Source organism: Brevibacillus parabrevis (assembly GCF_003710905.1).
GTDB lineage: Bacteria > Bacillota > Bacilli > Brevibacillales > Brevibacillaceae > Brevibacillus > Brevibacillus parabrevis.
The window spans coordinates 109,580-126,766 of record NZ_RHHV01000010.1; the positions used below are offsets into that span (position 1 = coordinate 109,580).

A 17,187-nucleotide genomic window follows, 5' to 3' on the forward strand; every position below is an offset into this window, starting at 1 on the left:
TATCCTGTCCTCAGTCATTGCCCAATAAACACATTTTTCCTCAGCCCCCGACGCAAGGCGAAATGCTGCCATCGCGGGCGAATGGTCTGTGTCTTGCAGGAGTGAATAGTGAAAAGCTCTCTTGAAAAAGAGGGCTTTTTCTTTTTGCGGAACAGAGCGATTCAATCTATCTCACGCATATTACTTTGTCATACATAGTAATATGTGCTATGCTGTACTTATGAGGTGAGCCGGATGAGTGACAAAGGCATTAGCAGCGATTTGATCCGCGGACACATCGATACGATCATTCTGCGGGTTTTGTGTGAAAAAGACAGTTACGGATATGAGATCATCAAAACGATTTTTCAAAACAGCGAGCAGCAATATGAATTGAAGGAGCCTTCCCTGTACACCAGTCTGAAAAGATTGGAGGGGCAAAAGCTCATTTCGTCATATTGGGGCGATGAAAGTCAGGGCGGCAGGCGCAAATATTATCAGATCACCGCAGAAGGCAGGGCGGCATATGCAAGCGCGCTCGCTTCGTGGCAGGTCGCCAAACGGTTGATAGACAAGCTGATCGCCAGACAGGAGGAAGCGTGATGGAACATTTGCAAGCTCATGTGGAAAAGCTGTTTTACAAATACAAAAAGAGCAGCCAGATAGAAGAGTTGAAGTGGGAAGTGCTGAGCAATCTGGAAGCGCGAGTCGCGGATTTGGTCGCAGACGGGATGGAGCTGGAAGAAGCGATGCGTGTCGCCATCGAGCAGCTTCCTTCGGCGGATCAGCTCGTCGGGGAAAAGCGCAAGGTATACGCCGCGGTTTTCATGCAGGAGCTGGTACAGCGCGTGCTTTTGTACACCTTGGTCGCCTGGGTGCTGACGATGCCGCTGCGGATATGGGGAATGGGCATTTTGCTGAATCACAGTTTGCTTGCCCTTTGTTTGCTGGAAGGAGCTGTGTTTGCTGCTTTGCTCGGGATAAATCGGAAGACTGGCAAGCGAAAAGCTGTCGAGCTGAGCCTTCGCTCTGCTTTTACCTTGCGAAAAACGGCCTGGTTGCTGTGGGGATTGTACATGGCTGTATCGGTTGCGTATACGACAGCGCTGCATTTTGGCAGCGATATTTGGTTCGCCAGGGAGATCAGCCTGTCCGGGCCGTATCAGTTCGCCACGGTCGCCGTAGAGTATGTGTTGCCCCTCGTCTCTATCATCGTGCCGCTGTTGTTGCACGTCGTCCCAGATGTGATGATGCAGTGCGAAGCGAGGGAGGAAGATTGAGATGAGAACGAAGCTGATTGTTTTGCTCGCGGTAATCGGTTTGGGCATGTTTGCCTTGATTCAGGGCGTCATCATTCCTGACAGAGAGCTTGCTGCCAAACAGTATTTGGAAGACCAGCAAAATCCGCTGACACACGATTTGCAAACGATTTTGCCGTACAAGCACAAATACATGGGGGCGGTTTCCAACCTGAATTTGTTCAACCATTTGCCGTTGAGCAATGAGCGGCGCTCGTTTCAGCTGCGTCCCGAGCAATTTGCGATTGAGGTCAAGTACGAAGCCAGCGAGTTGCGTTCCGACGAGAAAAAGATCAGGCAAGCTCTGCTGTACAATTCTGTTGCGGCTTTTGCCCTGATTGACAATTTGCAAATCATCGAGTACCAGTTCGTGGACGAGACGCTGACGATTGCCCGCGCCGACATTCAAAAAGCGTTTGGAGACGATTTGGAGTCGCTGTTGACGACAGACAAGTGGCGGTCCGAAGTGCAGGAGAAGTGGAGAGACGAGGCGTTTTTGGCAGAGAGTGTGAAGTTGCTGCGAGAAAAGCGGCAGTAGAGGTAGGAAAAGCAAGAAGTCTTCTGTTTGGGGGTCAGTCCCGTCTCCCGGCAAGCAGGGGAAGGCTTGCTTTTTCTGTTTGGCCGGGAGCAGGCTTGAGGGCCGCTTGCGCTTGCCTTAGGCAAAAAACGCTGGAGAATAGCGAACCGTTCCATGGACGCCATCCAGACCGCCAGGAACAAGCTCCAGCGCCATGAATGCTTCGTCCGGCACTTCAAAAGGAGCGCGGATATCCCATTGCGAAGCGGGACGGAAGCCGAACTTGGGGTAGTATTTCGCATGTCCGAGCACGACGATCGCTGTATACCCAAGCTCTTTGGCGATCTCGATCGACTTGTTGATCAGCGCAGTCCCGATTCCTTTTCCTTGCTGGGAGGGGAGGACGGAGACGGGAGCCAGGGCGAGCGCCTGATGGCAAGAGCCGCCAGCGTGAACGATCTCGATTTTGCTCAGCAACAAATGTCCGATGATGCTGTCGTGCTCTTCATAGACGAGTGACAGGGCAGGGATGAATGCGTCGGATGCTCGCAAGCGCGAAACCAAAAGATGCTCGCTGTGATCACTGAAAGGCTCATCGGCAAAGGCGGCTTGTACTACTTGCTCGGTTGCGAGATAATCGCTCGGTTTTTCTGCACGAATCGGCATGATCTATTCCTCCGAATGTCTTTTCCCCATTGTACATCAAGCTGATTCAGATGGCGTACTGGCGATCACATTCGCGAAGGCGGCTTTGAATACAGCACCCCCCATTAAAAAAACAGGCTTAACACGTAGTAAAAGAAAGCAGCAAGCAGCGCGGAGATGGGGAGGGTGATAAACCACGTAATGATGATTCGCTTGGCGACGCCCCAGTTGACCCCTTTCAGCCGTTTTGCCGCCCCGACGCCCATAATTCCCGACGAAATCACATGGGTGGAGCTGACCGGAAGCCCCAGCTGTGTAAAGGTAAAAATGATCGTGGAGGAGCTTAAATCGGCGGTAGCGCCGTTGATCGGCTCGATTTTCGTAATTTTGCCGCCGACGGTCTTGATAATTTTCCAGCCGCCGACAGAGGTGCCAAGCCCCATCGATATCGCGCAAATCAGCTGGACCCAAAACGGAATGGTCGCCGTATCAGTATGCAAGCCAGCAGCTACCAGAGCAAAGACGATAATGCCCATCGCTTTTTGTGCATCGTTCGTTCCCTGTGTAAAAGATTGCAGGGCGGCGGTGACGATCTGAAAGTAACGAAAGCCCCGGTTCACTTTGGCGGGCGGGATGTGGATGCTGCGAAACACGGCGTAAACGAGCTTCATCAACACAAAAGCGGCGACGAGCGCGATGATCGGCGACAAAATCAACGCCTCGAAAATTTCGACGAAGCCGTTCCAGTTAATTTGCTGCACGCCGGCCGAAGTGAGAACCGCTCCCACGACTGAGCCGATCAATGCGTGGGAAGAACTGCTGGGAATGCCGTACCACCACGTAACCAAGTTCCAGAAGATCGCGGCCAACAGCGCAGCCAGCACGATCAATACGCCAAATTCCAGCTTGGCGGGATCGGCGATTTTTCCTCCGATCGTTTTCGCGACTCCGGTAAAGGCGAGAGCGCCGACAAAATTCATCACGGCAGCCAGCGCAATAGCCGTTTTCGGCGGCAATGCTTTTGTCGAGACGGTGGTGGCGATCGCGTTGGCCGTATCGTGGAAGCCGTTGATAAAGTCAAAAGAAACAGCCAGCACAATAACAGCCACAACAAGAGGCAGGCTTGTATGCATGAGAGTAGCCTCCTTGGTTTATGTATTGCCCATGATTACAGTCTCCATCGCGTCAGCGACATCCTCGCAATGATCCATGATGTCCTCCAGTACCTCGTAAATCTCCTTGAACTGCATAATGTGAATCGGATCGCTCGACGCTTTGAACAGCCGGCGAATACTTTCCCGCTCAAGCTCATCCCCGGTACTTTCCAAATCGTTGATCCGAATAATGTACTCCTTCATGCCTGGCAGCTTTTGCTTTTGCAACAGCTCGATGGCGAGCAAAATTTGCTGGGTAGAATCCTCGATCAGCTGGCCGAACCGCACCATTGTTTCATCCGGCTCCATGATGTCGTACATGTAAAGGCGAGCCGCACACCCTTCCAGACCGTCCAGCACATCGTCCAGCTTGATCGCCAGGTTCATCACGTCTTCACGCTCGATTGCCGTGATGAACGTCTTGTTGATGCGCACAATGATTTCGTGGATCAGCTTGTCGCCCTTTGACTCGAACACTTTCATTTCCTCGGCAAAGCTTTTTAAGGTGTCCAGCGAATTGATTTTATATTGGTTGAAATACACAGCGGAATCATGCACGTTTTTGGCGATTTCGTACAAGTCGTCCAAAAGGGCATCCGATTTGGTAAAAAGCATAAAAAGACCTCCACATCGTAAGTCGACTAGACATAGTGTGAGTGGAGGCGGGTTTCGTTATTCACTTTTCGCAAATCTAGAGCGAAAGGAGCTGGCTTGCCATGTAAACGGCGACACCCCACATGATCAGCGCCGAAACGATGTTCAATGTGCGCAGCAAGCTGCCGGAGCGATCCAGCTTGCCCGTGATTCTGCCTGCCAGCGCCAAGCCGAAAAACCAGAGGCAGGAGACGAGAATGCAGGCGAGCGTAAAGCCCCACTTTTCCGTGCCTGCATAGCTGAGCGAGCTGGTCCCGATTACCCCGATCGTATCGAGGATCGCATGCGGATTGAGCAGCGACACCGAAGCGGCAAACATCATTTGCTTTTTCGCGGAAAAGCTTTCCTTCTCTCTGTTTTCCGGATCGGGACGGCTGCGCCAGGTCAAGTAGCCCATGTACAGCAAAAAGCAGACGCCGATTATGTACAAGACCGTTTTCAGCCAGGTCACAGTCAACACGATCAAGGATACGCCGAGAACAGCGAGCAAAATCAGGATGGCATCGCATACGGCAGCCGTAACAATGACAGGTGCGGCTCGCCACAACGTAGGCTGCGAAGCTCCTTGATTGAATACAAACACGTTTTGCGCTCCAAGCGGCAAAATCAGCCCAAAGGCGAGCACAAAACCGTGCAAAATGGCTTCGGCCACGATTTCTTCCTCCTTTTTCCCATAAGCACATGAGTGATTGCGTTACCGACATTATGGCGGAGGAAGGGCGGAATGTCTCCAGCCAATTGGTTTGCTCGCATCCCAACCAATTTGTACAATGGACGTAGAGGAGGAGAGAACGGATGCTGACGATTGACTGGAAGCCGGACAAAGCGGGAGACATGCCTGTGTATGCCCAGATTGTCGCCTATATAAAAGGGAAGATTGCCGGGGGCGAATGGCCGATCAACAGCAAGCTGCCTGCGCAGCGCGCTTTGGCCGCAGCTTTCGGAGTGAACCGCAGCACGGTTGTGACCGCCTTGGAGGAGCTGAAAGCGGAAGGACTGATTGAAGCGACGGTCGGCAGCGGTTCGGTCGTCTGCAATAACTCGTGGTCGCTCTTGACCACTACGCCGCCTCCTGATTGGCTCGGGTACGTGCAGTCGGGCACGCATTTGCCCAATTTGCCGACGATTCAAGACATTAATCGCTACGAGCCAGATCCGCGCTACATCCGGCTGGGAACGGGAGAGCTGTCGCCGCGGTTGATTCCGACAGCGGAGATGGAGGATGTTCTCGCTGATTTGCGGGGAAAAATGACGCAGCTTGGCTACCCGGAACCGAAAGGGCTGCTTCCGTTGCGCGAAGCCATCAGCGCGCAGTTGCTCACGCGAGGAATCGCAGCTTCGCCAGCATCGATTTTGGTTGTATCGGGAGCGTTGCAAGCGTTGCAGCTGATTTCCCTCGGCATTTTGCACAAAGGCTCGACGATTTTGCTTGAGCAGCCATCCTACTTGTTTTCGCTGCCGCTGTTTCAGTCTTCGGGAATGAGACTGGCAGGTGTTCCGATGGATGAACAAGGAATATCGCCACAAGCCCTCACACGGCAAAAGCAGCTTCACAACGGGGCGCTGTTGTATACGATTCCCGCCTTTCACAATCCGACCAGCATTTTGATGAGCGAACAGCGCAGACGCCAGATCATGGCGACATGCGAAAAAGCGCAATTGCCGATTTTGGAAGACGATGTGTACGGGGAGCTGTGGCTGGACGCGCCGGGACCTGCTCCGCTGAAAGCGAGTGATCGAAGCGGGCTGGTGCTTTACATGGGCAGCTTGTCCAAGACGCTAAGTCCTGGCTTGCGTATCGGCTGGATTGTCGGGCCGCAGCCGGTCATCGAACGGCTGGCTGATGTGAAAATGCAGATTGATTACGGCTCCAGCGCCCTCTCGCAATGGGCCGCAACCGAGTGGCTGACGTCAGGACGCTACGAGCGTCATCTGAGGCACATTCGCCAGTCCTTGCGTGTGCGAAGAGATCGCATGTGCGAGTTGCTTGCCCGCTGGTTTGGCGATTTGGCCGACTGGCATGTTCCCCAAGGAGGATTTTACGTCTGGCTCCGCTTGCGCCAGGCTGTGTCGATGCGCAAGCTGTTTACCCAAGCTTTGGCGGAAGGCATTTTGCTCAATCCTGGCTATGTGTACGACCAGACGGACAGCCAGCATTTGCGCTTGTCTTATGCGTATGCAGATGAGGCAGAAATGGAGCGGGCGCTACACACTGTCGCCAAGCTATTGAGGGCAAGCGAGTGAAAAGCGATCAATGAAAATGAATTGCGCCAGATTGTCAGCGCAAAACAGCCACGACCCGCAAAACAGAACGGGCCGTGGCTGTCCAAGACGGATGCTGCGTGAGCAGGCTTAATGATAAGGGAACTGGGTGGAATACCCGGAGAACTGCTGGTACGCTTGCTCCAGCTTTTGCTGTTCTGCCGCTTCGAGCTTGTACCAGCCTTTTTGGAACATCAAGTTGTACGCTTCCCGCGCTGATTGGTGCGTTTCATCCAGCATCTGCATCATATCGGCGTGCAGCTGTTGGTGGCTCGCTTCACGAACAGCGACGTTCAAGCCGTCGGTCACGTATTTGCATGTTGCCAGGCAGTCGTTGATAAAGTCGCGGTCGTTCATTTGCGGACCTTTGACTTGTGGCAGCTGACCGGATTGCGGATTGGCGATCTGATTTTGGTTTGGCATCGTCATTTTCCCTCCCTTACTGCATTTGTTGCTGCTGTTGTTGGGATTGCGTCTGCGGCAAGGTAGCCATGATCGCTGTGTTGTTGTTCTGGAGATGGGAGAGCAGCTTCTGGTAATGCTGTTGGTGCATGCGTCCGGTTTTCTCCAGACATTGTTTTACATCCGGGTCAGTCGCTTGCTGGGCAAAGAAATGTAGCTTCTTAAAGGCAAGCAGCTCCCAGGAGAGCGCGTCCTTTATATAGCTCAAGTCTTTTGTCGAGATGACTTTGGGCGGCTCGGGAATCGGCGCTTGCGTAAAAGGCAGGGAAGACATGATGGATGGCATCTGATTGCTCCTTTCATGTTGAGATACATGTATAGGATGGACAACTCCGAAGCAAGTAACCCTGCCTGTTTCCGGCAAAAAATAAAGAACCGATCAGCGCAGGATCGGTTCCATATATTACGAATGAGACAGCTCCAGCGAGGCGACCTGGATGTCGATGCTGGCAGGAGCGATGTTCAGGCAAAAGCTTGCTTCTTTGTGCAAATCCTCCTGAATGTCGCGGACGAGCTTGGTTATATCCGTCAAATAAGGCAGCTTGAGCGCCAATGTAATTTGAAGCCGCGGCAAATCTTCAAACGAGAACAGCACTTTGACGACCTGGCTGACTTCCTCGTAGCGGCTGCATGTAGCCTGAGCGATTTTGCGCAAAACTTGCGGGTGAATGACGATCCGTCCGCCGGAAAAAGGCGGATGCACGACGGTCGATTCTCCGATGACCTCTTTTTTCGAACTGAATATTTGGGTGGCGGAGGAGATCAGCCGTTGCAAAAAGTCTTTTTCCACTTCGACGCGCGGAATCGGAATGACGTGTCTGCCCATCGTTTCCCGTACATAGCGGGCAGCCTCGATTTCCTGCGGCGGTTTGATCGATTCGATGGGAATGTATTCGATGGAAGCGGGCAAATGCAGCGCCTCTACAATCCGGGTGATCATGCGCTGGGACGTGCCGAGAATCAGCAGCCGTCCCGGTTGATGCTGTTCGAGACTGCGCCGCACTTCCTCGGCGTGCTCCTCGTAATGAAAAATCGCCCGTTTGACAGCCTGGATTTTCGTCTTTTCGTATTTGGCGGAGGTTCCGGCCACCTTGCGCCCCTGGTAGATCAGGATGCCATCGTCAATAATGGCGTCGATGTTCATGCGATGGGCGAGTTCTAGTGCGCTGGAGCTTTTTCCTGTGCCACTGGTTCCGTACAGGGCGTAGATTTCCATGGAATCCCTCCTTCGACTGTTTTTTTCTATTATACAAGAAGCAGAAGAGGGACAAAAGCTCAGCGGTACTCGGCACCCATTTCTCTGGACCGTTCTGTCGCCCGCAAAATCGCGGCGGTGACGGCCTCCTGAAATTGATACGATTCCAACACGGCAAGCCCAGCCTGCGTCGTTCCTCCCGGACTGGTCACTTGCTTGCGCAGCAAGGCTGGCTCCGCTCTTGTTTCCAGCAGCATCGTAGCGGCTCCGATTACGGTTTGAAGCGTCAGTTGGCGGGCCATTTCCCGATCCAGTCCCGCTGTCGCACCTGCGCCCATCATGGCTTCGACCAGGTAGTAAATGTAGGCGGGACCGCTGCCGGACAGACCCGTGATAATATCCAGCTCTTCTTCCGCGACTTCGTACACGGTGCCAATCGCTTCGAACAGGCGCGTAGCGAGAGTAAGCTGTTCTGGCTGAACAAAAGCGTTGGCGCTCATCCCGGTTGCGGACAGCCCGACAGCAGAAGAAGTGTTGGGCATCGTGCGAATGATTGGGCAGTCAACGCCCAGCCATTCCCCGATCAAACTGGTGGAGACGCCAGCGACTACGGAAATGATCAATTGATGGGGAGACACCTTTCCGCGAAGCTCCATCAGCGCTTCCCCCGCATCTTTTGGCTTGATTGCCAAAATCAAAATATCGGATGTGCGGGCTACATCGAATTTGTCCGTCGAGGTGCTTACGCCGTAGGCAGTAGCCAGCTCCTCCAGCCGTTCGAGGTTGTTCCGGTTTGTCACCGTCATTCGCTCAGCCTGAATCAAGCCTTTTTTCAAAATTCCCGAGAGCATCGCTTCGACGATGGAGCCGGCTCCGAGAAAGCCGATTCGTCCGTTTGTGATGGCGGTTGCTTGGTTGCTCATAGCTGTTATCCTCCTTTTGGACTAGCGGATTTGTCCCGTGCCGCGCACGACGTATTTGTAAGAGGTGAGAGCAGGCAGTCCCATCGGCCCGCGAGCGTGCAATTTTTGCGTACTGATGCCGATCTCGGCCCCGAAGCCAAATTCGCCGCCATCGGTGAAGCGGGTAGACGCATTGTGATAGACGGCAGTAGCATCGACGGAAGCCAAAAAGTGCCGGGCTGCCTCCAAGTCCTCCGTCACGATTGCTTCGGAATGCCCTGTGGTATGTGTGGCGATGTGCTCAATCGCTTCTGCCAGACTGTCCACCGTGCGGACAGCCAGGACGAGATCGGAGTATTCCGTATCCCAGTCAGTCGGCTCAGCGCTGACCAACAAGTCGGCGAGATCGTGGTGAACTGCTCGCGTCTTTTCGCAGACGCGCAACTCGACCCCGGCTGCCAGCAGCTTCTGCAAAAGGGAGCGCTGGGAATCGTGCGCCCAGCTTGCATGGATCAACAGCGTTTCCGCAGCGTTGCAAACGGCAGGCCGGCTTGTTTTGGCGTTGACCGCGATTGCTTCCGCCATGTCGTAGCGGGCGGCTTGATCCACGTAGATGTGACAATTGCCCACCCCTGTCTCCAACACAGGCACGCTTGCCAGCTTTAGCACCCGCTGAATCAACCCGGCGCCGCCGCGAGGAATGATGACGTCCACGAGTCCGTTGGCGGTGCATAAAACGTCGACAGATTCATGTTCGGCAAAAGGCAAATATTGGACAGCTTCTTGCGGAAGGCCAGCGACCGCCAGCGCTTCGCGAATCGAGCGGACGAGCGCCAGATTGCTGTGAACCGCGCTGTGGCTGCCGCGCAGGACGATGGCATTCCCGGTTTTGAGCGCGATCGCTGCCGCATCTACCGTGACATTCGGCCGGGCTTCGTACACCATGCCGATGACGCCAAGCGGAACGCGAACTTGCTCGATGACAAGACCGTTGGGCCGGGTCCATGAGTCGATTTGCTGCCCGACGGGATCGTCAAGAGCCGCCAGCGAAGTCAGGCTGTCTGCCAAATCTGTCATCCGCGCAGGCGTCAGACGCAAGCGATCGAGATAGGAAGCGGGTTGCCCGTCAGCTTCCGCCTTGGCGATATCTTGTTCGTTGGCTGCCAAAATGATCTTAGTGTCTGCCAGCAGCTTTTTCCCGATTTCCGTGAGAGCTTTGTCTTTTTCCGCTCGGCCAAGCAGAGCCATCTGCCGCGAAGCCTGCTTTGCCAGTGAGAGTTGTGCCAGCACGTTTTCCTTCAAGCTTTTCATTTTCTCCCCAACTCCTTGTTCTTTGTCTCTTTGTCTATAAAAAGGCGCTAAAAAACGCTTACCGTGTCGGTGTCCATTCATCGCGATGTATGACTGTGCCGCTGCGTCGCGTCAAGTTGGAAGGAGAAAGAGAAGCGAGCAACTGGTCAGCGCCATATCTGCTGACGCCCCGTCCGATCAGGGAACCGTCGCAATACACTTCAATGACTTCGCCTTCCGCGAACTTCCCTGAGACTTCGCGCACCCCCGCAAGAAGCAGGCTGCGGCTTTTCTCTAAAATCGCTTCTGCCGCTCCGCTGTCGACCGTGATCGTGCCGCGAACAGGGGAGTGCAGCGCAATCCATTGTTTGCGGGTAGAAACGCCGGAGGAGGAAGGAGCTTCCGGGTGATAGCCGACATAAGTGCCATCGCCGTTGCCTGCCAGCGCTTGCACGAGATCTGCTGGTTGCGCCAATTTTCCGATAAAGCTTGGAATCCCCAGACCTTGCGCCGTTCGCGCTGCAATCAGTTTGGAGCGCATCCCGCCAGTACCTAGCTGCGACGCCCCTTTTGCCAGTGCCTCGATTTCGTCCGTGACTTCTGCAAGCGAGCTGATCCGCTGGGCGTCAGGATGGTAGCGAGGGTCTTTGTCATACAGTCCGTTCGTATCGGTGAGAATCATGTACAAATCGGCGTGTACCAAGCCTGCGACCAGTGCGCCGAGCATGTCGTTGTCGCCAAAGGTCAGCTCTGCGACCGATACGGTGTCGTTTTCGTTGATGATCGGCAAAATGTTTTTGTCGAGCAAAAGCGACAGCGTCTGAAAAGCGTGCTGATACCGCTCCCGGTGCGAGAAGTCCCCCCGCGTCAGCAAAATTTGCGCCACGCTGAAGTGGTGGGCAGCGAACATTTGCGTGTACGTTTGCATCAACAGACTTTGGCCGATGGCTGCGGCAGCCTGCTTTGCTGCCAACGAGCGGGGGCGCTGCTGATAGCCGAGACTTTGATAACCGCTTGCGACTGCTCCCGAAGAAACGAGTACAACCTGATGCCCGGCCGCGCGGAGCTTGCTGATGGCTGCGACGAGCAGCGACATTTTTGCGGGATCAACTCCACCGCCCACAGCGGCAATCGAGCTGCTGCCCACTTTGACAACGAGACGCAATTTTCCCTTCTTCATGCTTTAACCTCCTAGCTAGGACAATAAAAAAAGCCCAATCGTCTCTTTGATTAAGGACGAAAGGGCATGTTTAGCCTTACGCGGTACCACCTTATTTGACGTTTGCGGACAGGGAAGTCCAGTCGCAAACATCCGGCTCTCTTTCTTTGATAACAGGTGAAAGAAACCTGTCCAGGTCTTCCCTGGATGCTCTGGGGTGGGTTCGAACCGATTCATGGGCGAAACCTCTCAGCCGCTGGATTTCGCTCTCTGGACCTGAAGGGCGGTTTTACTGTTCCCCGTCATTGCCGATCACTATGCGCTTATTAATTCACTATTATTCTGTAGGCCCACAAGAAATGTCAAGAGGGTTATTGAAATTGTTCGCTGCCATATGCTCCCGACCTGGCCTTGATCTCGAAGCGCTTCGTCTTCTGATCGCGGACGAGACGGTAGCGCAGCGTGCGGTCGGAGGCAAAAGACGAATCGGTTGCGTCCTGCACCGTGACATCCAACTCGCCGTTGCTTTTGGCTACTGTCGTATTGCGCACGGAGATGAGAACCGGATAGTCCACGCGCGGAATGGCGACAAATACTTTGTCCTTGATCAGCTTGGTAGTCAGCTTGTCGTACATGGACAGAGCAAGCGGCATGCTCCAATAACGACCGAAGTAGCCGACGATTTTGTCTTTGCTCTCAAATTGCTTCGGCAGCTCCCGGAAGACCAGCCCATCTTCGTAGACGGTTTTGCCTTTCGCGTTGTCGAGCGCCGCGAAATACACTTCTTCCAGTACATGCTCTGCGCGGTTCAAAAACAGCACAACGTCCATTTTGTTGTCGCCGAGCTTCTGGATAGCGGACAGCTTCACAGGCTTGTTTTGGGCTTTCGTCTTGCTTTTGCTCTCCTCTTTGGCGGGCATCGTGCAGCCGACAGAGAACAGAGGCAAGGAAAGAGAAAGAAAAATCACCCAGTTTTTCCAGTTGTTTTTCATGGCGCACCTCTTTTGAAAAAACGGTAGTTTCCTGTTAGCGTGTGTGGGAAAAGAGATCAATAACCAAGAGAAAAGCTGCCAGTTGCCAAAGAATGAGGTTTGCGCGGAAAAAGGAAACAGGATAGGGGTTGTCTGACACACGGATTATGTCTATCATGAAGAGAGTTGTGCAGATCGAACAATTGAGGTGGAAAATAAATGTTTGGATTTGGAAAAAAGGCAAAAAAACCGGACGGTATTGATATTTTGATCATCAAAACGGTCGATGCCAAAAACCGTAATTTTTACCAGGTAGCTTTTCCGAGCGTAGTAGCAAATGATGTACTGTCTATGCTGCAAAAACTGGAAAAATCGAAAATCAACCAGCAAGAGTTTTTGGGGGAAATCGGCGGATTCCGGATCGTTACCCATCTGGAAGCGCTGACCAGCTATGACGTGCTCGACGATGCTGACATGGAAGCACATCCTATTCAAATTCCTGACTTCGCCAATATGCTGCTGCGCCGTCTGGAAGCGTTGGATGAGAGCGGAGCGATGGGAGAATCCGAGGATTTGGCTTTTATCATGGGCGAGTTGACCATGCTGCGCGACGGCAGCTTTGTGCCGCAAAACTAAAACGAAAAAACGTAAGGTATCTGCTGGCTCGTGCCGGGCAGAATACATCAGGAGCCGTGGGAAGAACCGACGGCTCTTTTGCGTATTCGCAACTTTTGGGCAAGACCGTTCGTATACATAAGGTGGAAGCTGCTGGAAACAGGCTGGGAAAGAGCGCGGGCTAGGAGGGACAAACATGATTGAACTGGTGAATGTGACAAAAAGCTACAACGGTGCGACAAAAGCAGTCGACCAGTTGACGCTGACCGTGCCAAAAGGCGAGATATTCGGGTTTCTAGGCCCAAACGGCGCCGGAAAAACAACGACGATCAAGATGGTGACAGGAGTGATTCGCCCCGACCAGGGCGAGATCACGATTAACGGAAAAAATATTGGCACGACCCCGCTTGAAGCCAAACAGCAATTTGGCTATGTGCCCGATAGTCCCGATCAGTTTTTGCGGCTCAAGGGGCTGGAGTACGTCAACTTCATGGCCGATATGTACCAGGTGCCAAAAGAAGTGCGGGGGCAAAGAATCATGGAGCTGGCCAGAAGATTCGACATGACGAGCGCACTGGGCGATTCCATTCAGAGCTATTCGCACGGCATGCGGCAAAAGATCATGATCATGGGCGTGCTCGTGCACAATCCGGAAGTGTGGATTCTCGATGAACCGCTCACAGGACTTGATCCGAAATCGTCGTTTACGTTGAAAGAAATGATGCGGGAGCATGCAGACAGTGGACGGACCGTGTTTTTCTCCACCCACGTGCTTGAGGTGGCCGAAAAGCTGTGTGATCGGGTCGCGATCATCAACAAGGGGAAAATTTTGTTTTGCGGCACCTTTAAAGAGATGCAGCAGCATTTTCAGTCGGACGTGTCGCTGGAAAGCTTGTTCCTGGAGTTGACCAAGCATGAATAAAGTAGTGGGTTTGACAAAAGTGCTGCTCAAAAATGCAGGAGGGACGAAGCAAAAAGCCAGCGCCTGGAAGACGGTCCTGATTATGATTGCGATTGCCATGGGAATGATCCCGATGATTCTCGGGGCTGTCGTCTTTCTTTCTGCGCTATATGACGGGCTGGAACTGATTGGGCAGCAGGCCGCATTGCTCGGACTCGGGGTGACGGTGGCTTCCCTGGCGATTTTTATGTTCGGAATTTTGTACGTTCTGAGCGTGTTTTACTACTCGCAGGATGTGGAGCAGCTATTGCCTTTGCCTCTGTCGCCTGGGCACATTCTCAGTGCCAAATTCCTGGTTGCACTGGTCTATGAGTATCTTACGGCACTGGTCTTGCTGGGGCCGCTTCTGATAACATACGGAGTGAAGAGCGGAGGGGGCTTTTTTTACTATTTGTTTGCCCTGTTCATTTTTTTGCTGGTGCCGATCTTGCCGCTCGTGATGGCGGCTCTCGTCGTCATGCTGTTCATGCGCTTCACAAACGTAGGCAAAAGCAAGGAACGCTTCCGCTTGATCAGCGGTTTGCTGGCGATTGGTGTCGCGCTCGGCTTCCAGATGTTTGTGCAGCGTCAGGTCAGCAGCAAGGCGGACAGCATTGAACAGTTGCAACAGATGATCGTCAGCCAGGAAAACGGACTGCTGAACATGATTACCCAGTTCTTTCCGGCAAGCAAGCTGGCAGCCCTCGCCCTGCAAAACAGCGGAACGTTGCTCTCCTGGGGCTTTCTCGCCAGTTTCCTGCTGGTGGCACTGGCGAGCTTCGGCGTGTTTCTGGTGATTGGAAACCGTTTTTACTTTGCCGGGGTAATGGGAATCAGCGAAGCGGTGGCCAAGCGAAAAATGGTCGGTGCGGCCGCTTTTCAAAAGCTGATCCGTGAGCGCTCCAGGCTTGCGTCTTACTTTTTAAAAGAATGGAAAATACTTTGGCGAACGCCCGCGTTTTTGCTGAATTGTACGTTATCCAGCATCCTCGTTCCGCTTCTTGTTTTGCTGCCGCTTTTGGCACGCGAGGATAGCGAAAAGCTGATTGCGCATTTGCAAAGCCTCATGCAAGGCGAGCAGGCAGGCGGGATCGGCCTGGCGATCGTGTTCGGGGCGTTTTTGATACTGGGCAGCATGAATAGTACATCGGTAACAGCCATCTCCAGAGATGGGCAAGGGTTTTTTTACAATAAAACATTGCCGATCGGGCCTGGGCAGCTGATATTGGCAAAAGTGCTGCCGGGATTGCTCCTCAGTGGCATCAGTGTTCTTGTGCTGCTGGCCGAAGCTGCCTGGCTGCTGGCGCTGCCTGGCGAGTTCCTCTTGTTCGCTGCCTTGTGCGTGATTCCGTCCGTGCTGTTCATCAACCTGGCTGGCATCGCGATTGATCTGCTTCATCCCAAGCTTGGATGGGGTTCAGAACAGGAAGCAGTAAAGCAAAACATGAATACGTTGCTGCTGTTTATGATCGGCTTGGTGGCGGGAGGGTTGGTCGTTGTGGCTAACTTCCTGATCGGGGCTTCGCTTTGGGTCACGGCTTTGGGACTTTTTGTGCTTTTTGTACTCCTCGATTTTTTGATTTACAGACTGCTTGTTGCCAAAGGACCAGGATGGCTGGAAAAGATCGAAGAGTGAGGATACGCTAGGATGCTTGCAAAAGCCGTTCTCCCCTTGATGGAGCGCGGCTTTTTTTGCTTATGACGTTTTACCGAGCACATTTTGCGAAAAGAGGGTATAAAGAAGTGCGTGATACCGCCCGATACATGTAAGGGAGATCGTTTTGCATTCGGGACTATAGTCGGTTCCGGGGAGACGCTCGCAAGGGAAAAGGGAATAAAGACTCTGGCAAAGGAGAAAGGAGTAACTGCAAACATGATGAAGCGTTTTGCTCTCTGTTTTTTGATGGCATGGCTGCTTGTTCAGGCTGTGTGGACGAACGGAGCGAATGCCGCCGCTGGTTTTGACGACATCGATGGACACTGGGCAGAGCAACAAATTAATGAACTGGCGAGCCTGGGGATTATCAAGTCGAACGGCAAACACTTGTTTTATCCCAACAAGCCGATTTCACGCGGCGAAGCTTTGGCGCTGCTCAATCGCGTTGTTGAGAAAGTATACGGTTCGCTCGATCTTCCGCAGCGGAAGGAAAATCTTGACTACAACTTTCTGCTCCGGGGGGAAGTAGAACAGCTGCTGGTCAATATGAAAACGGTTTGGCAAGTCGAGACAAATGCCCTGTCGACGTACGATCCTGGCGACAGGATGCTCTATTACTTGTATCTCGCTGAAAGCGGTCAGTTGATCAAAAAGCAACAGAAAGAAAATCCGAAATGGTGGCTGTCCAGTGCAGCTTTGCAGCAGTCGCTGTCTAGAGAAGAGGCCAGCCTGTTGCTCTTCCATGTGCTTGCACCGCAAAAATTCAGAACAGCCAATCTAAAACCACAGGACGCGGCTACGTACTTCGACAGCTTCTATGAGTGGAAGCAGGATCGGTATTACCGCGATACATACTCGCCTTACCCATTGGCTATTCGAGAGTTTCAGCTGTTTTTGACGGAAAAGACATTCTCGCCTGACAAGGTCATGACGCGGGCAGAATACGCTGTAGTCATGAAGCGCTTGCTTGATTATTATCGCATAGACACGCTGGCCCAATTTCGTGCCGCGATCAATCAGCAGCAAAAAATCGCTCAGTTGTATTTGCGTTCAGCCAATTTGGCCTGGGAGAAAAAAGATCAGGCCCGTTTGTCCGTCGTATTTAGTCCTGACGCATTGAAAAGCATGGCCGCGCTCCCGCAAGTTCCCAAGTACAACGGCCCGGTAACGATCACGAGCAAAGTAGACATCAATGATCCGAAAATTCTCTGGCTGATCGGTTTTTATCCCGATCCGGTAAAAGGAGATTTTCAAATCGAATACAAGCTGGAGCAGGCAGACGCCAATGCATTTGGACGCAAAATTACTGCGGTAATCTACAGCGAAAAATAGACAAAGCAATCAGGGCATTCGCGATGGATGCCCTGATTTTTTTAAATGCCGCACCGACAAGTGACGATTGCAAATGACAGAATTTTCGATTACAATAAAACTGAACGGTGACTCAGTAAGTGGCAGCCGGATCTGACATCTCAAGGCGGGAGCTT

19 protein-coding genes are annotated in these 17,187 nt (G+C 53.0%); 8 read left to right on the forward strand and 11 right to left on the reverse strand.

Translation table 11 applies throughout. From position 1 onward, the window contains the following. Positions 1–234: 234 nt before the first annotated feature. Genes EDM60_RS13190 through EDM60_RS13200 form a run of 3 tightly spaced genes read left to right on the forward strand, consistent with a single transcriptional unit; the run spans position 235 to position 1,815 of the window. The gene (locus EDM60_RS13190; RefSeq protein WP_122964394.1) at positions 235–582 is read left to right on the forward strand and encodes a PadR family transcriptional regulator; all 348 of its coding nucleotides are present in this window, start codon (positions 235–237) and stop codon (positions 580–582) included. Beyond that, positions 582–1,259 carry a permease prefix domain 1-containing protein gene (locus EDM60_RS13195; protein ID WP_122964395.1) on the forward strand — a complete coding sequence of 226 codons (678 nt, stop codon included), beginning with the start codon at positions 582–584 and terminating at the stop codon, positions 1,257–1,259. Before EDM60_RS13190 ends, EDM60_RS13195 begins: the two co-directional genes overlap by 1 nt. A gap of 1 nt (position 1,260) precedes the next feature. After that, complete coding sequence (locus tag EDM60_RS13200) at positions 1,261–1,815, forward strand: DUF4825 domain-containing protein (RefSeq protein WP_122964396.1); 555 nt, start codon at positions 1,261–1,263, stop codon at positions 1,813–1,815. Positions 1,816–1,932: 117 nt separating this feature from the next. Here EDM60_RS13200 and EDM60_RS13205 read toward each other — a convergent pair whose 3' ends face one another. The 4 genes from EDM60_RS13205 to EDM60_RS13220 all read right to left on the reverse strand — a co-directional run bounded on the left by EDM60_RS13205 (position 1,933) and on the right by EDM60_RS13220 (position 4,899). Beyond that, entirely contained in the window at positions 1,933–2,460 is a 528-nt protein-coding gene (locus tag EDM60_RS13205; RefSeq protein WP_122964397.1) for a GNAT family N-acetyltransferase, read from the reverse strand. 104 nt (positions 2,461–2,564) lie between these two features. Continuing rightward, positions 2,565–3,572, reverse strand: coding sequence for an inorganic phosphate transporter (locus EDM60_RS13210; protein WP_122964398.1), 1,008 nt, complete (start codon positions 3,570–3,572; stop codon positions 2,565–2,567). Positions 3,573–3,590: 18 nt separating this feature from the next. Further along, complete coding sequence (locus EDM60_RS13215; protein WP_122964399.1) at positions 3,591–4,208, reverse strand: DUF47 domain-containing protein; 618 nt, start codon at positions 4,206–4,208, stop codon at positions 3,591–3,593. A gap of 76 nt (positions 4,209–4,284) precedes the next feature. Further along, on the reverse strand, positions 4,285–4,899 hold the full coding sequence (locus tag EDM60_RS13220) for a LysE/ArgO family amino acid transporter (protein ID WP_122964400.1): 615 nt from the start codon (positions 4,897–4,899) through the stop codon (positions 4,285–4,287). A 143-nt stretch (positions 4,900–5,042) separates the two neighbouring features. Here EDM60_RS13220 and EDM60_RS13225 point away from each other — a divergent pair, with 143 nt between their 5' ends. Then, positions 5,043–6,491, forward strand: a complete 1,449-nt coding sequence (locus EDM60_RS13225) for an aminotransferase-like domain-containing protein (RefSeq protein WP_122964401.1) — start codon at positions 5,043–5,045, stop codon at positions 6,489–6,491. Positions 6,492–6,599: 108 nt separating this feature from the next. Here EDM60_RS13225 and EDM60_RS13230 read toward each other — a convergent pair whose 3' ends face one another. From EDM60_RS13230 to EDM60_RS13260, 7 genes are all read right to left on the reverse strand, one after another. After that, a complete protein-coding gene (locus EDM60_RS13230; RefSeq protein WP_122964733.1) occupies positions 6,600–6,932 on the reverse strand; it encodes a spore coat protein in 333 nt (110 codons plus the stop codon). A 16-nt stretch (positions 6,933–6,948) separates the two neighbouring features. After that, the gene (locus EDM60_RS13235; protein WP_122964402.1) at positions 6,949–7,257 is read right to left on the reverse strand and encodes a ferritin-like domain-containing protein; all 309 of its coding nucleotides are present in this window, start codon (positions 7,255–7,257) and stop codon (positions 6,949–6,951) included. Between the two features lie 117 nt (positions 7,258–7,374). After that, the gene (locus EDM60_RS13240) at positions 7,375–8,187 is read right to left on the reverse strand and encodes a hypothetical protein (RefSeq protein ID WP_122964403.1); all 813 of its coding nucleotides are present in this window, start codon (positions 8,185–8,187) and stop codon (positions 7,375–7,377) included. Between the two features lie 59 nt (positions 8,188–8,246). Beyond that, the gene (gene proC, locus EDM60_RS13245; protein ID WP_122964404.1) at positions 8,247–9,089 is read right to left on the reverse strand and encodes a pyrroline-5-carboxylate reductase; all 843 of its coding nucleotides are present in this window, start codon (positions 9,087–9,089) and stop codon (positions 8,247–8,249) included. Positions 9,090–9,110: 21 nt separating this feature from the next. Next, positions 9,111–10,379, reverse strand: coding sequence for a glutamate-5-semialdehyde dehydrogenase (locus EDM60_RS13250; protein ID WP_122964405.1), 1,269 nt, complete (start codon positions 10,377–10,379; stop codon positions 9,111–9,113). 58 nt (positions 10,380–10,437) lie between these two features. Continuing rightward, the gene (gene proB / locus EDM60_RS13255; RefSeq protein ID WP_122964406.1) at positions 10,438–11,538 is read right to left on the reverse strand and encodes a glutamate 5-kinase; all 1,101 of its coding nucleotides are present in this window, start codon (positions 11,536–11,538) and stop codon (positions 10,438–10,440) included. Between the two features lie 350 nt (positions 11,539–11,888). Next, the gene (locus EDM60_RS13260; RefSeq protein ID WP_122964407.1) at positions 11,889–12,509 is read right to left on the reverse strand and encodes a hypothetical protein; all 621 of its coding nucleotides are present in this window, start codon (positions 12,507–12,509) and stop codon (positions 11,889–11,891) included. Between the two features lie 198 nt (positions 12,510–12,707). Between EDM60_RS13260 and EDM60_RS13265 the strand changes: the two genes are divergently transcribed. From EDM60_RS13265 to EDM60_RS13280, 4 genes are all read left to right on the forward strand, one after another. After that, on the forward strand, positions 12,708–13,124 hold the full coding sequence (locus EDM60_RS13265; RefSeq protein ID WP_122964408.1) for a hypothetical protein: 417 nt from the start codon (positions 12,708–12,710) through the stop codon (positions 13,122–13,124). 175 nt (positions 13,125–13,299) lie between these two features. Further along, positions 13,300–14,025, forward strand: a complete 726-nt coding sequence (locus EDM60_RS13270; RefSeq protein WP_122964409.1) for an ABC transporter ATP-binding protein — start codon at positions 13,300–13,302, stop codon at positions 14,023–14,025. Further along, entirely contained in the window at positions 14,018–15,679 is a 1,662-nt protein-coding gene (locus tag EDM60_RS13275; protein WP_122964410.1) for a putative ABC transporter permease subunit, read from the forward strand. The genes EDM60_RS13270 and EDM60_RS13275 overlap by 8 nt, the downstream gene beginning before the upstream one ends. Positions 15,680–15,916: 237 nt before the next feature. Then, a complete protein-coding gene (locus EDM60_RS13280) occupies positions 15,917–17,032 on the forward strand; it encodes an S-layer homology domain-containing protein (protein WP_122964411.1) in 1,116 nt (371 codons plus the stop codon). Positions 17,033–17,187: the final 155 nt, after the last annotated feature.

Bases quoted from the DNA above. Each gene is read 5' to 3' on its own strand.
- EDM60_RS13190 (WP_122964394.1), top strand. From the start codon at position 235: ATGAGTGACAAAGGCATTAGCAGCGATTTGATCCGCGGACACATCGAT.
- EDM60_RS13195 (WP_122964395.1), top strand. From the start codon at position 582: ATGGAACATTTGCAAGCTCATGTGGAAAAGCTGTTTTACAAATACAAA.
- EDM60_RS13200 (WP_122964396.1), top strand. From the start codon at position 1,261: ATGAGAACGAAGCTGATTGTTTTGCTCGCGGTAATCGGTTTGGGCATG.
- EDM60_RS13205 (WP_122964397.1), bottom strand. From the start codon at position 2,460: ATGCCGATTCGTGCAGAAAAACCGAGCGATTATCTCGCAACCGAGCAA.
- EDM60_RS13210 (WP_122964398.1), bottom strand. From the start codon at position 3,572: ATGCATACAAGCCTGCCTCTTGTTGTGGCTGTTATTGTGCTGGCTGTT.
- EDM60_RS13215 (WP_122964399.1), bottom strand. From the start codon at position 4,208: ATGCTTTTTACCAAATCGGATGCCCTTTTGGACGACTTGTACGAAATC.
- EDM60_RS13225 (WP_122964401.1), top strand. From the start codon at position 5,043: ATGCTGACGATTGACTGGAAGCCGGACAAAGCGGGAGACATGCCTGTG.
- EDM60_RS13230 (WP_122964733.1), bottom strand. From the start codon at position 6,932: ATGCCAAACCAAAATCAGATCGCCAATCCGCAATCCGGTCAGCTGCCA.
- EDM60_RS13235 (WP_122964402.1), bottom strand. From the start codon at position 7,257: ATGCCATCCATCATGTCTTCCCTGCCTTTTACGCAAGCGCCGATTCCC.
- EDM60_RS13240 (WP_122964403.1), bottom strand. From the start codon at position 8,187: ATGGAAATCTACGCCCTGTACGGAACCAGTGGCACAGGAAAAAGCTCC.
- proC (WP_122964404.1), bottom strand. From the start codon at position 9,089: ATGAGCAACCAAGCAACCGCCATCACAAACGGACGAATCGGCTTTCTC.
- EDM60_RS13250 (WP_122964405.1), bottom strand. From the start codon at position 10,379: ATGAAAAGCTTGAAGGAAAACGTGCTGGCACAACTCTCACTGGCAAAG.
- proB (WP_122964406.1), bottom strand. From the start codon at position 11,538: ATGAAGAAGGGAAAATTGCGTCTCGTTGTCAAAGTGGGCAGCAGCTCG.
- EDM60_RS13260 (WP_122964407.1), bottom strand. From the start codon at position 12,509: ATGAAAAACAACTGGAAAAACTGGGTGATTTTTCTTTCTCTTTCCTTG.
- EDM60_RS13265 (WP_122964408.1), top strand. From the start codon at position 12,708: ATGTTTGGATTTGGAAAAAAGGCAAAAAAACCGGACGGTATTGATATT.
- EDM60_RS13270 (WP_122964409.1), top strand. From the start codon at position 13,300: ATGATTGAACTGGTGAATGTGACAAAAAGCTACAACGGTGCGACAAAA.
- EDM60_RS13275 (WP_122964410.1), top strand. From the start codon at position 14,018: ATGAATAAAGTAGTGGGTTTGACAAAAGTGCTGCTCAAAAATGCAGGA.
- EDM60_RS13280 (WP_122964411.1), top strand. From the start codon at position 15,917: ATGATGAAGCGTTTTGCTCTCTGTTTTTTGATGGCATGGCTGCTTGTT.